Annotated in this window: 16 protein-coding genes; 3 read left to right on the top strand and 13 right to left on the bottom strand. The window is 34.0% G+C overall.

The features are described from left to right. Positions 1 to 2 precede the first annotated feature (2 nt). The 4 genes from HGJ18_RS04420 to lipA all read right to left on the bottom strand — a co-directional run bounded on the left by HGJ18_RS04420 (position 3) and on the right by lipA (position 4310). Positions 3 to 851, bottom strand: coding sequence for a hypothetical protein (locus tag HGJ18_RS04420; protein WP_253697884.1), 849 nt, complete (start codon positions 849 to 851; stop codon positions 3 to 5). Between the two features lie 367 nt (positions 852 to 1218). After that, positions 1219 to 2076 carry a hypothetical protein gene (locus HGJ18_RS04415; RefSeq protein ID WP_253697882.1) on the bottom strand — a complete coding sequence of 286 codons (858 nt, stop codon included), beginning with the start codon at positions 2074 to 2076 and terminating at the stop codon, positions 1219 to 1221. A gap of 21 nt (positions 2077 to 2097) precedes the next feature. Continuing rightward, the gene (gene miaB, locus HGJ18_RS04410) at positions 2098 to 3456 is read right to left on the bottom strand and encodes a tRNA (N6-isopentenyl adenosine(37)-C2)-methylthiotransferase MiaB (RefSeq protein WP_253697879.1); all 1359 of its coding nucleotides are present in this window, start codon (positions 3454 to 3456) and stop codon (positions 2098 to 2100) included. Between the two features lie 2 nt (positions 3457 to 3458). Then, positions 3459 to 4310, bottom strand: coding sequence for a lipoyl synthase (gene lipA / locus HGJ18_RS04405; protein WP_253697878.1), 852 nt, complete (start codon positions 4308 to 4310; stop codon positions 3459 to 3461). Between the two features lie 174 nt (positions 4311 to 4484). On the opposite strand from lipA, the gene HGJ18_RS04400 reads away from it, so the two are divergent. Together HGJ18_RS04400 and HGJ18_RS04395 are read left to right on the top strand one after the other, a co-directional pair. After that, a complete protein-coding gene (locus HGJ18_RS04400; RefSeq protein WP_002669190.1) occupies positions 4485 to 4742 on the top strand; it encodes a type II toxin-antitoxin system RelB/DinJ family antitoxin in 258 nt (85 codons plus the stop codon). A gap of 2 nt (positions 4743 to 4744) precedes the next feature. After that, positions 4745 to 5008, top strand: coding sequence for a Txe/YoeB family addiction module toxin (locus HGJ18_RS04395; RefSeq protein ID WP_010699424.1), 264 nt, complete (start codon positions 4745 to 4747; stop codon positions 5006 to 5008). A gap of 75 nt (positions 5009 to 5083) precedes the next feature. Here HGJ18_RS04395 and HGJ18_RS04390 read toward each other — a convergent pair whose 3' ends face one another. The 6 genes from HGJ18_RS04390 to HGJ18_RS04365 form a co-directional block, all read right to left on the bottom strand. Continuing rightward, complete coding sequence (locus HGJ18_RS04390; protein WP_253697877.1) at positions 5084 to 5362, bottom strand: hypothetical protein; 279 nt, start codon at positions 5360 to 5362, stop codon at positions 5084 to 5086. Positions 5363 to 5381: 19 nt separating this feature from the next. Continuing rightward, positions 5382 to 5858, bottom strand: a complete 477-nt coding sequence (locus HGJ18_RS04385; protein ID WP_253697875.1) for a hypothetical protein — start codon at positions 5856 to 5858, stop codon at positions 5382 to 5384. 129 nt (positions 5859 to 5987) lie between these two features. Beyond that, the gene (locus HGJ18_RS04380) at positions 5988 to 6338 is read right to left on the bottom strand and encodes a hypothetical protein (protein ID WP_253697874.1); all 351 of its coding nucleotides are present in this window, start codon (positions 6336 to 6338) and stop codon (positions 5988 to 5990) included. A gap of 118 nt (positions 6339 to 6456) precedes the next feature. Then, a complete protein-coding gene (locus HGJ18_RS04375) occupies positions 6457 to 7065 on the bottom strand; it encodes a hypothetical protein (RefSeq protein WP_253697871.1) in 609 nt (202 codons plus the stop codon). Positions 7066 to 7068: 3 nt separating this feature from the next. Then, the gene (locus HGJ18_RS04370) at positions 7069 to 7419 is read right to left on the bottom strand and encodes a hypothetical protein (protein ID WP_253697870.1); all 351 of its coding nucleotides are present in this window, start codon (positions 7417 to 7419) and stop codon (positions 7069 to 7071) included. A 118-nt stretch (positions 7420 to 7537) separates the two neighbouring features. Further along, on the bottom strand, positions 7538 to 7855 hold the full coding sequence (locus HGJ18_RS04365; RefSeq protein WP_366793582.1) for a hypothetical protein: 318 nt from the start codon (positions 7853 to 7855) through the stop codon (positions 7538 to 7540). Between the two features lie 331 nt (positions 7856 to 8186). Here HGJ18_RS04365 and lplA point away from each other — a divergent pair, with 331 nt between their 5' ends. After that, on the top strand, positions 8187 to 9182 hold the full coding sequence (lplA, locus tag HGJ18_RS04360) for a lipoate--protein ligase (RefSeq protein ID WP_002679211.1): 996 nt from the start codon (positions 8187 to 8189) through the stop codon (positions 9180 to 9182). 56 nt (positions 9183 to 9238) lie between these two features. Here the strand turns inward: lplA and HGJ18_RS04355 are convergent, their stop codons facing one another. From HGJ18_RS04355 to HGJ18_RS04345, 3 genes are read right to left on the bottom strand one after another with little or no spacing between them, the layout of a single operon-like run. Beyond that, complete coding sequence (locus HGJ18_RS04355; RefSeq protein ID WP_010956991.1) at positions 9239 to 10921, bottom strand: diphosphate--fructose-6-phosphate 1-phosphotransferase; 1683 nt, start codon at positions 10919 to 10921, stop codon at positions 9239 to 9241. Between the two features lie 19 nt (positions 10922 to 10940). After that, positions 10941 to 11528, bottom strand: coding sequence for a recombination mediator RecR (gene recR / locus HGJ18_RS04350; RefSeq protein ID WP_002678237.1), 588 nt, complete (start codon positions 11526 to 11528; stop codon positions 10941 to 10943). Between the two features lie 17 nt (positions 11529 to 11545). Beyond that, positions 11546 to 11851: a YbaB/EbfC family nucleoid-associated protein gene (locus HGJ18_RS04345; protein ID WP_002669078.1), complete on the bottom strand. Its 306-nt coding sequence runs from the start codon at positions 11849 to 11851 to the stop codon at positions 11546 to 11548. Positions 11852 to 11919: the final 68 nt, after the last annotated feature.

Here is an 11919-nt window from a genome sequence, read left to right as displayed (position 1 = left end):
GGTTAAGCACCTCCCTCAAGCTTATCCGGATTTATAATGCCGTCATTCTCCGTTTCGTTTTCTCCTGAGTTTTCTTTATCATCCGCCGTTTTCTGACTTTCATCAAAATCCTTATAAATTAAAAGGTATCTATGAGATTGAAGCCCTGTATCGGAATCAGTATACGGTTTAATTGTATAATGATTAGTAAAAAGCTCCTTGCCCAAAATTGTTTGTGCCGTAAAAAAAGCCTGTTGAAATTCCTCAATCGGAAAAATCTTTATGTTTTTGTTATGAGCATTTATATCTTCACCGGCAAAAATAGCTGCTACAAGTAAGAGCATAACCTCATTATCGCTTATCAAAAAATCCTTTTCCTCATTCATTATCTCTTTAGGAATTTGAAAGTCAACTACAATATCCGAAGCCGCTTCTAATGGGAGAATTTCGTCCATGGGCAAAAGGTTTATTATTGAAAGATTAGGATTATTCTCCGCAGCCTGAATCAGATAACGGCCTCCGCCTTCAGGTATACCTATGGAAATAAGTATTGTTGTTTTTTGTTCTTCAATCTTCTCGTTAATCATTCTAAGACGAGGCTGTTTAGTCGCTTTTACCATATCCGAATAGGGTAAAACTCTAACATGAGAATCGGGACTTCCAAGAGCATATTCATTTTCAAGATATTTTAAAATATCTTTCCGCTCATAATAATCTTTTCCAAGAACAATGAGGATATTGTTTTTTATAATCCTTTTAGGTTTTATTTTTTCATAAACAATTTCTTTTTCTTTATTATTGCTGCAAGAAGTAATAAAGGTTGAGAACAGTATATTTATAAAAATCAAAAAAAATAAAAGCTTTTTCTTCATAATAAAATTCCAATTTTCCTTTTTAATGAAAGGGGGCTTATAAATGGAAGTATATCAAAATTTTAAGATAAAGAAAAGAGGAGATGAAAATTTTTAAAATTCACCCCAATTCAATTAAAACCCCGAATAAGTAGACAGAACATACATTATAGGAAGTTTTATAAAGGGTTTTTATGAGTTTTTTTAGGAGGAATTTTTACCCATTCTTCACAATAAAATCCAAGTTGACATCTCTACAGCCCAACTTATCCATTTATAAAATCTATTCTCTATTTTAGTCGAGCCAATATATTGTTTATTAATATGTATTATTATTTCTACAATATTTAAAATTTAGTATAAAAATGTATACAGGTTTATAAAAATTCTATATCTGTTTTACAATCCAATGCTTTGAATACTTATTTTTTAAGTTTTTATATTTACTCTCTTTTACTTTTTTATCCTTTTCCAGCTGCCAAGAATATACTTGAAAAGGAATAAAATCAGGATATGAATTTACGATATCATTAAGCAGCGGCTCTAAGTCTTTTTTATCAGCTCCTACATTTATCAAAGTTTCTATCATCCATAAGTAAATTAAGGGATGCACTCCCTTATTAAAGCGTTCTTTATATGTGCTTTCAACCATATTCATATTTGCAAAATCCAGAAAGGGATTTTTTATTGATTGAAGTCCATAATATAAAAATATTCCGTAAATAATATCCCTGTTTTCATTTTTTATATCTGCACTTGCTTGCATTGTTTTATCGATTAATTTGTTTAGCTTTTTACTTGTGTATGGGTTTTCATTACCGTTAAAAAGCTTATAAAACTCTTCCAAATATTTATCAATGTTATTTTTAGAACTTTTTTTATTGTATTCCGAATCCGTGATTACCCAAGCCGGTACAATTGGATAAGGAGAAATAATATCTATTTTTCCGTCACCTACCATATCATATAGACAGATTTCTTTTCCGTTTATATATTGGGTAACACCTACCAACTTATTTTGCGATACCAAAAATTTCGTATCTTCTTTTGTAATAACTTCCTTATAGCCGATCATTTCTTGAAAACCGTCAGGCATTTTTATAAGTTGAACTCTACTGATAAAATATCCCGGCGGATTTTTTTGTGTAAAAGCAACTATGTCATCTCCTACTTCAAAAGAAAAATTTTGAGAATAAATTCCAAAAACACAAAAAATAAAAAAAATCGATATAAAATATTTACGCATATTTAACCTCCAGGCTTTTTTTTATCTGATAAGATTTGCTCTAAATGTTTTTCCTTTTAGCTCTTTTAATTCTGCATGGGCAAAATTTCCGATTAAGGATTCGGGAGGATTGCCCTGAATTACGGTCATCTCTCCTTGTTCGGTGTGCCCGAAAAGTTCAGACCTTTCATTCCTTGAATGGGATTCAACCAAAATATCTACCGTTTTACCGAGCTTAGCCTTCATTTTTTTTGCCGTAATTTTTAGCTGTAAGTCGATTACACGGCCCAATCTTTCTATTTTTATTTCTTCAGAAATCCTGTCAGGATAATTAAAAGCCTTTGTTCCTTCTCGCGGATTATAATGATACATAAAGGCTGAATCGAATTCTATTTCCTGCATCAAATCCAATGTAGCCTTCACATCATCTTCGGTTTCACCGGGGAAGCCAATCAAAATATCGGTACTCAAGGCAATATCGGGTATGGTTTCTTTTAGGCGTTTTATTCTGTTCTTATAATGTTCAACCGTGTAAACCCTGTTCATTCTTTTTAAAATTGTATCGGAGCCATGCTGAACCGGAAGATGAACAAGTTTGCAGACTCTTTTTTCTGCAGCGATTGTGTCGATTAAGGCATCGGACATATCCTTAGGATGACTCGACATAAAGCGTATCCATCTTATCATATCGGTTTTATCCGCTTCTCTCGCTATAAGACTTAAAAGTTTTGGAAAATCGATTACTCTCCCCTCCCCGTCTTCTCCTTTATAGGAATTTACATTTTGGCCGAGCAAGGTAATTTCCCTCACCCCCCTTGATGAAAGCTCGGTAATTTCTTGCAATATTTCATTTACGGGACGAGAAACTTCCCTGCCCCGAACATAGGGCACAATACAATAAGTACAAAAATTATTGCAGCCGTTCATAATGGGCACATAGCTTTGAAAGGACTTCGGCGAATGAGAAAGAGGTGCGAAATAATAACCCGATACGGGTTTTTCTTCGATATTGTTATGAGTAAACTCCGCCATATAATTATCATCTTTAAGGCGGGCTTTAATTTCATCAAAAATTTGAGGAAGAAGATTGCGTTCAAACATTCCGACAACATAATCGATGAGCGGAAATTCTTTTTGTATTTCGGTATAAAGCCTTTCAGCCATGCATCCTATTAAAAGCACAAAAAATTTACGCTTTTTTTTCAAGCCCGAAAAATGTCCCAGTCTTCCCAGAACCCTGTTTTCGGCAGTTATGCGTACGGAACAAGTATTTATTATAAGTAAATCGCAGTGTTCGGCATCGGAGGAATTCGTCCAGCCCTTTTCGAGCAGAATCTGTTCCATTGATGAGGATTCAGCCTGATTCATCTGACAGCCGTATGTTTCAAAAAAGTATGTCATATTTAGCTCAACACATGCTTTTCGGCATGATAACTGGAACGAACAAGGGGACCGCTTTCCACAAAAGAAAAACCCTTCTCCAAACCTATTTGTTTATATTCTTCAAAAACTTCAGGCCTTACATATTCTTTAACCTCAATGTTTTTTATAGAGGGCCTGAGGTATTGGCCTATGGTCATAACTTTGCAGTTTATTTTGCGTAAATCGTCCATGGTTTCTAAAATTTCAGCCCTTGTTTCACCCAGCCCCAACATAATACCTGATTTGCATACCAAGCCGGAGTCCGCAATTTGTTTTAAAACTTTGAGAGAGGTGTCATACGTAGCCCTGCTTCTGACATGGGGAGAAAGCCTGCGTACCGTTTCAAGATTATGAGAAATTACCTCCGGTTTTGCTTCGATAATCATCGATACCAAATCTTCATGGCCTTGAAAATCGGGAATTAAAACTTCCATAGTAACATTCGGTGTTTTTTGTTTTACGGCTCTTATAACCTTTACCCAGTGGGAAGCTCCGAAATCTTTTATATCATCCCTATCTACCGAGGTTAAAACTACATGTTTTAAGTTTAAAGCTTCAACCGATTGAGCTATTTCCATCGGCTCATTAGGATTTAGGGGCAAGGGGCAACCGGTAGGCACATTGCAGAATTTACATGCCCGCGTACAGATATTTCCGCAAATCATAAATGTTGCAGTTCCGCACCTCCAACATTCTCCCTGATTGGGACATTTGCCGCTGGTACATATAGTATTTAATTTATGTATTTTTATTGTATTCGATACTTCCTGTGAAAGCTCTCCGGTAGGAAGTTTTATTTTTAACCAATCAGGTTTTCTTTGATTACAAGTCATACCCCAGCCTTAAAATTCATAATTTTATTGATTATAGGTTAAAATCATAAAAAAGTCTAGGTACCGGGTAATTCCTCTCACGGTAATTTTCTTTATACTTTTTAATGAAAAGTATTTATGCAAAAGTATTGCTTTTTTATTGCTTTTGTAGTATCTTACTAATAAGAGGTAAATATGAAAACAGCAGTTTTACAGACACGGGTAGATAAAACTCTAAAACAGGATGCGGATGCTTTTTTTGAATCAATAGGAATGGATACGACAACTGCAATACGTATATTTTTAAAACAAACTTTAATACAGCGTAAAATTCCATTTGAAATTGTTCAAGATAATTCTTTTTATTCTGAAAAAAATATAAAAGCTTTGGAACATTCTAAAACTCAAATGGAAACCGGGCAGCATTCAATTCGTGAACTTGTTGAGGTATAACATTGCATAAAGATTTTTCCGATGATGCGTGGGAAGATTACACTTATTGGGTAATCCATGATAAAAAGATTCTCAAAAAAATAAATCAATTATTTGCAGATATTGAACGAAACGGCAACGATGGAATTGGTCACCCTGAACCCTTAAAAGGAAATCTGAGCGGTTATTGGTCGCGAGCAATAGATGAAAAGCATCGTCTTGTTTATAAAATTGAAGATGAAATAATAAAAATTATTCAGTGTAAAAATCATTATAATGATAAATAATCTTTTTGACATATACTATGAGTAAACAACCCGTTAGACCGCAGCCAAACTATTTATTCTAACAGCATACAAAAATCAAGTTTCATCAAACATATGATCATATTTTTTATACCAAAAATTTAATAATAACTTTCTTTTGGCGGACTGTTCAATTTTGTTTTTTAGCATTATGAAGAAAACAAAATTGAACACCGCGCTTTTCAGGGCTCCGCTATCGCTTCGGTATCTTTCCGCAGAAATTACTGCGGAAAGATGTACAGCAAAAGCAATTTGTATAAATTGCTTTTGCTCCCTTGCAATCGCTGTCCGAGTGAGATAGTTGGGGTGTGAATAAATGTTAAGTTTTGTTTTCATATAAAAATTATTTCTATTCTCATTTATAAAATAAGATAATACGAATATCTCCATTAATCGACATAAATACTTCATAATTTATATCCTTCAGTATTTCATCCAAATTATAATTAGAAATAAAATCTTCATTATACATTCGAGAAAAAATACTATAATTATATATTTTATCTTTTGCAAAAGTATTTAATATGACATAAGGTGGAGCAGAATTTCGTTTACCTAATATCCACTCATTTTCAACTTGCACTAATAAAATAAATTTCTTTTTGTATTGCGACTTTTCAATGTGTACTTTCCATACTTTTGCTAAGTATAATGCTGAATAGATACTAAATCCAATTCTTTCTTTCTTATTGCCTATTTTAAGAGAAATGTCAGCTATACTGTGACATATATGTCGCTGAAAATCAAATTCCATATCCTTACCATTTATATCAAACAATTGAATCATATTATTTTTTATTAAATTGGTAATAAAATATTCTCCTTCCGTCATTTATTCACTCTCCAAAGGTTTATTGTTTTCTTATGGTCTGTTAGGGAAGGAAAGACACTTTTGTCAGATAAAAGTTTCTTTACCTCGGAACCTTGTTGGTTGTTACCTTCCATATAACCCTTCCTATCTTCAAAATAACTGTTTAAAGGGCCGATGCAAGCACCTTGCCCTTAAGAATCCCGAAGGTTCCTTATAACTTTTATTATTGCACAAAATATAAAAACAAACAAGTATCGGCACCGCGCTTGCTTCGAAGCTGCGCTTATCGGCTTGCAGCACCAATACCGCTCCAATCTTTTTGCTGTATTTATCTTCACGGGCAAGGCTCTTCCCTTCGGTCAGAGCTTGCTTTTTGATTACACAAACCGCAAAAAGGATTTGGCTGGAAGTTCGGCGTTGCCTCACTGCATGTAATGCTTCAATCGCTGTCCGAGAAGTGAGATAGTTAGGTTGTGAATAAATACAAGGTTTTAGTTTCATAGTTTATGTTAACTCAATAATTTTGTAAAATATTATCAAAACACAAAGAAATCTATTCAGTGATAAACATTTAAGTTGACTGTATGATATATTTCACTAATTGGTTACAAAAATAATCTTACTCCTTCTTATATAAATCTTTGAAAGGCAAAGTCCAATTTTCCCCATAATGATGGGTATATGCAATTTCAAAATCAATATTTTCCAAAGTTGATCCTGACAATTTTTCGATTTGAATAATTGCTTCACATTTTAAAATAATCGTACTGATAGGAATAGGATAAAGCCCCGCTTTTTGTCCATTTAGTTTTAAACACATTAAAATTCTATCAACATAATTAAGAAATTCATCTTCAAAGACAAAATATATATAAGTTCCGTCTATAGTATATTCAAATTTTGGTTTATACAAAGAATCTTGAAGTTGTCCGTTTTCTATTTTTATAATATGAAAAATATTACTTTCATCTTCATACAGTAAACAATCAGAGGATTCTGCAATACAGTGTATAAATGATGGAATTAATGAATTTCCTTTTATCCTTTTAAATTCATTTATAATTTCTTTTGGTGCTATATGCTCCTTAAAATCAAAATAAGTGTCCTCAGATAATAATTTTACATATACCGCATTTTCATGGACTTCACATCTGCTCATAATAAACAAGATAAGTATAATGAGCATTATAATTAAAAGGAATAATTCTTTTTTTATATTTTTATACATATATTATCTCTCATACTCCTCAATTATTTGACTGAGTAAATCCAACGTATCCTTATCTATACCGGAAGTTGTCGGAACTTGCCCCTCTGCTTTTGAAGATAAATGATTAAATAATCCATCTGTAAAATTAGCTTCAACAGGATTTAGAAAAAAGGCCAACCCAAAACTTATAGCAGCAAAAGCTAATTTGTTTGCATCTTCTCCTTTATATTCTTTAATCCATCCAACAACTTTTACTGTTATATCGGTTATGTCAATTACTTTTTCACCGGATAATCCGGATACGACAAAAAGAAATAAAAATGCTATCATAATTATTTTCCTACTGTAATTCATCAAAACTCGTTCTTTCATAGCACCTTGCCCTTAAGAATCCCGAAGCTTTCTTATAGTTTTTATTATTGCACAAAATATAAAAATAAACAAGTGTCGGCACCATAGCCAAACTGTTTATTCTAACAGCACACAAAAATCAAGTTTCATCAAATATATGATCATATTTTTTATACCAAAAATAAGGCAATACATGTCGGCCCATTACATATAAAAACAATAAGCCTGTTAAAATCCATAACACTAATAAAATACTAACTACCATGTTAGTATAGTACCACCGTAAAACTGATACCTGAACATCTTCCATATTCTCTTTAGTAGTTAAATAATAATTACCATTTATAATATCTGCTGTATCAAAAATTAATTTTTCACTGGCATAGTACTCATCTATTCTAGCAAGAATTACAAATACTATAGTCAATATTACAATGCATATTCCAATTTTTTTCATAATTTTACTCATTCAAAACCTCATAAAATCATTCTTATTTAGAAATTCATATACTTTTTCCATAGACAAATTATAATAAGCAATTACAAGATCTCCATTATCAAGAAACTTAGTTTCTTTCAAATCAAAAAGTAAATACTTAATTGCAGTATTATCATAATTACGATTTATATAAAACATCTTTTTTCCTTTGAATATATCCAACACATAAACAGCCTCTTCTCCTACAAGTGCATAGCTTCCGGTAATATCTGCTTGTAAACTCTACCATACATAATATTGAGTTGTCAAGCTCTTGCATAAAATTATTTTTTTATTATAATAGCTTTCCATGAAATACATAGTTAACAATTCGCATGACCCCGAATATAATATGGCCTTTGAAGAGTACTGCTTTAGGAACCTCCCTTTGGAAAATGAGGAATATGTTTTTTTATGGAGTAACAGCCCCACTATTCTTTTAGGTAAAAATCAAAATACCTATCAGGAAATAAACGAAAAATATATAAATGAAAACGGTATAAAGGTTGTCAGACGTATTACAGGCGGAGGGGCCATCTATCAAGACCTCGAAAACTTAAACTTTTCTTTTGTTACAAAAACAAAGGGAAACGAAAAGATTGATTTTAAAAAATATTATATTCCGATTGTAAATGCTTTAAAAAAAATCGGAGTTGATGCAGAACTTTCAGGCAGAAACGATGTTACGATTGAAGGGCAAAAATGTATAGGGGCGTCTCAGTCGGTTTGGCAGGGACGGGTTTTAAGCGACGGTTCCATTCTTTTTAATGTGGAAATGGAAGCCCTTTCCAAAGCCTTGACTGTCCGAAAAGAAAAACTTGAATCTAAAGGCGTAAAAAGTGTCCGCTCAAGGGTAACAAATATAAAACCATATTTAAAACGCGATATTACAGTTGACCAATTTAAAGACGAACTTTTAAAAGCAATCTTTGAAGTTGAAAATCAAGAGCCTGTCGAGTATAAACTTTCGGAAGAAGAACTTAAAGGTGTTATGAAAATTTATGAGGAAAGATTTTCCCGTAAAGAATGGAATTACGGAGCCTCTCCAAAGGCAGAATATTCTCACTACGAGCGTTTTCCAATAGGCAGTATCGAAGTATTTTTTAATGTTGAAAACATGAAAATAAATTCTTTAAAAATTCACGGGGATTTTTTCGGTACAGCCGATAAGGCAGAACTGGAAGAACTTTTAAACGGCTGCGAGTATTCCGAAAGTGTTTTAACAGAAAAACTTAGAAACACTGATCTAACACCCTATTTCGGAAGTCTGGAAAAAAAAGATTTTATCGGAATGTTTTTTAAGTAAAAACTTTCAAATTAAAAAAGCACCGGTTAAAAACCGGTGCTCTTTTTAAAATCAATTTATTTTTTCTTCCTCTTTTCTTTTAAATTTCCTTTTTCGAGTAAGAGGGTCTTAGTAGGTATGTCACATACTTCAAGGTCACCGAAATATTGAATTGCTCCGGGGAATCGGTAAAGGGTTTCGACAGCCCACTTATCCCTATTTTTTTCATAGGTTTTAAAAGGTTTACCGTTTAGATCTACTACGGATTTTTTTATAACCGGAGTCATCTTACCCTTTCTTCTTTCCATATTCATCATCATGGAAAGAGGTACGCCGCAAGGAAGCCAATGTTCTACCTCATCAGTCAGGTTTTTAACCGAAGCTATATAGCCTGAAAAGCCGTTAAGTGCCAATAAAAAGGCCGTAAAGCCCAAGGTATAACAATAATCCGAATCAAAGTTTGAAGGAAAGGCAGAGCGCCCTTCATATCCGAAAAAATGAGCATAGGTACTGAATTTTCCGTTATATGTACCTTCCTTTTTCATCTCGGTTATTTTTCTGGTAACCAAATCTATTAAAAGTTTTTCAGTTTCAATGCGGGAAACTTGAACGTTTCCGTGGGGGTCTCTATCCATTAAAAGCTGTAAAGAAATGTTTTCGGGAAGGTTGTCAAAAAGAGCAAAGGCCTTTTTGGACAAGTGTTTTTGAAGCCAAGATTTTTTTCCTGCAAAGGTCTTTAGCTTTGAAAAGGCTGAAGTCTTTTCGGCCATAATATCATTTATTTCTTCAATCAATTCATCCATTTCAGGGATAAATTCTATAATTCCTTCCGGAACCAAAACAACCCCGAAGTTTTCGCCTTTTTGGGATCTTTTTACAATTATATCCACAATGTAATCCGTAACCTGCTGTAAGGTAACCTTTTTTTCGGCCAGTTCTTCACCGATTAAGCAGACATTGGGCTGGGTTTTTAAGGCACATTCAAGGGCTATGTGGCTTGCAGAGCGTCCCATGAGCTTTATAAAATGCCAATATTTACGTGCGGAATTTACGTCTCGGCAAATGTTTCCGATTAACTCCGAATAGAGTTTTGTTGCAGTATCAAAACCGAAGGAAGTTTCGATGTATTGATTTTTTAAGTCGCCGTCTATTGTTTTCGGAACGCCTATAACCTTGGTATCTAATTTTGCCTGAATAAAGTATTTTGCCAAAAAAGCCGCATTTGTATTCGAATCATCTCCTCCGATTATGATAAGGGCATCCAGTTTTAATTTTTTTACGTTTTGAATAGAACTTTCAATCTGTTCCTCAGTTTCTATCTTTGTTCTTCCTGAGCCGATTATATCAAAGCCGCCCGTATTTCTGTACTTATCGATTAAGGCTTTTTTTATTTCGACATAACGCCCTTTTACCAAACCTTCAGGGCCTCTTAAAAATCCGTAAAGTTTGGAATTTGCATTACCTTTTTTTAGGGCATCAAAAAGACCGGAAATTACGTTGTGACCTCCGGGAGCCTGTCCCCCTGAAAGAATTACACCGAATTTTAAGGGCTTATGTTCTACTTCCGATTTTCCCTTTACAAATCTGATAATGGGCATTCCGTAAGTATGTGGGAATATTTCTTTTAATTCCGCCTGATTAGATTGTGCATGTGTAGCCTCTCCTATTTCCGGCTTAATCAAACTCAAAGGTTCCGCAAATACTTTTGGGATTTTCGGTTCGTAATTATAGCGCAATCTCTGCATTGTGGATTCATTCATTTTTATTCTCCCATAAAAATTAAAATTTAATGCGGCCGTTTAAACTCCTTGCAAGGGTCAAACGATCGGCATATTCCAAATCGCCTCCGACAGGTAAGCCTGAGGCAAGCCTCGTTATATTAACAGGCAGGTCCTGCAATATTTTTTGAATGTACAGGGCCGTAGTATCGCCTTCAATCGTAGGGTTGGTTGCAAGAATAACCTCGGTAATTCCGCCTTCATGAATACGTCTGATAAGCTCGCTTATATGTAATTGATCGGGGCCTATACCTTCAAGGGGAGCTATAAGTCCGCCCAAAACATGGAACAATCCTCTATATTCGGGGATTGAAGAAATTGTATTCACATCCTGAGGAAAGCCTACTACACAGATAGTTGCCCTATCCCTTGTTTCATCCGCACAAATAGAACAAATCTCATCTTCCGTATAAGAACCGCATATAGTACAAGGATGAATTTTCTCGTGTAAGGTAGAAACAGCTTCCGCTAAACGCAAGGCATCCGCAGGCCCTTGTTTTAGAAGATGATAGGCGATGCGGGCAGCACTCTTATGACCTATACCGGGAAGGCGGGAAAATGAGTCTATAACGGAATCAATAGCATTCATCTAATTTAATACCTCTTTTAAAAAGGTAAACCGCCTGCAAGACTTGCAAGGGGCCCAAGTTTATTTTGTAAAAGCTCCTTTAGTTTTGCCACTGCATCATTATGAGCAGCCCTGACTAAATCCTGAAGCATAGGAACATCACGATTATCTACAGCTATAGGATCAAGAAAGATAGATTCAACTTCAAAACTGCCTTTTAAGCGGATTTTTACAAGACCTCCGCCCGATACACCTTCAACAACTTCTTGATCAAGGTCTGATTTAATATTAGCAATTTTTGCTTGGATTTCTTTTGCATTTTTCATAATATCAAAAGGATTCAATTTGTTACTCCTCACAAATACTTTTTTATTGTAAATAACTACAATAAGATTAACATTTTTTTATAAAT

This window comes from Treponema denticola (genome assembly GCF_024181405.1).
In the GTDB taxonomy this organism is placed as follows: Bacteria; Spirochaetota; Spirochaetia; order Treponematales; family Treponemataceae; genus Treponema_B; species Treponema_B denticola_D.
The sequence above is the reverse complement of the archived record's forward strand: the minus strand, read 5'-3'. Positions and strand labels throughout refer to the sequence as shown.

Excerpts from the sequence above, each read along its gene's own strand:
- lipA (WP_253697878.1), bottom strand. The coding sequence starts at position 4,310 with ATGACTTGTAATCAAAGAAAACCTGATTGGTTAAAAATAAAACTTCCT.
- HGJ18_RS04355 (WP_010956991.1), bottom strand. The coding sequence starts at position 10,921 with ATGAATGAATCCACAATGCAGAGATTGCGCTATAATTACGAACCGAAA.
- HGJ18_RS04400 (WP_002669190.1), top strand. The coding sequence starts at position 4,485 with ATGAAAACAGCAGTTTTACAGACACGGGTAGATAAAACTCTAAAACAG.
- HGJ18_RS04365 (WP_366793582.1), bottom strand. The coding sequence starts at position 7,855 with ATGAAAAAAATTGGAATATGCATTGTAATATTGACTATAGTATTTGTA.
- HGJ18_RS04390 (WP_253697877.1), bottom strand. The coding sequence starts at position 5,362 with ATGAAAACAAAACTTAACATTTATTCACACCCCAACTATCTCACTCGG.
- recR (WP_002678237.1), bottom strand. The coding sequence starts at position 11,528 with ATGAATGCTATTGATTCCGTTATAGACTCATTTTCCCGCCTTCCCGGT.
- HGJ18_RS04385 (WP_253697875.1), bottom strand. The coding sequence starts at position 5,858 with ATGACGGAAGGAGAATATTTTATTACCAATTTAATAAAAAATAATATG.
- HGJ18_RS04370 (WP_253697870.1), bottom strand. The coding sequence starts at position 7,419 with ATGAAAGAACGAGTTTTGATGAATTACAGTAGGAAAATAATTATGATA.
- HGJ18_RS04420 (WP_253697884.1), bottom strand. The coding sequence starts at position 851 with ATGAAGAAAAAGCTTTTATTTTTTTTGATTTTTATAAATATACTGTTC.
- HGJ18_RS04415 (WP_253697882.1), bottom strand. The coding sequence starts at position 2,076 with ATGCGTAAATATTTTATATCGATTTTTTTTATTTTTTGTGTTTTTGGA.
- HGJ18_RS04380 (WP_253697874.1), bottom strand. The coding sequence starts at position 6,338 with ATGAAACTAAAACCTTGTATTTATTCACAACCTAACTATCTCACTTCT.
- HGJ18_RS04375 (WP_253697871.1), bottom strand. The coding sequence starts at position 7,065 with ATGTATAAAAATATAAAAAAAGAATTATTCCTTTTAATTATAATGCTC.
- lplA (WP_002679211.1), top strand. The coding sequence starts at position 8,187 with ATGAAATACATAGTTAACAATTCGCATGACCCCGAATATAATATGGCC.
- miaB (WP_253697879.1), bottom strand. The coding sequence starts at position 3,456 with ATGACATACTTTTTTGAAACATACGGCTGTCAGATGAATCAGGCTGAA.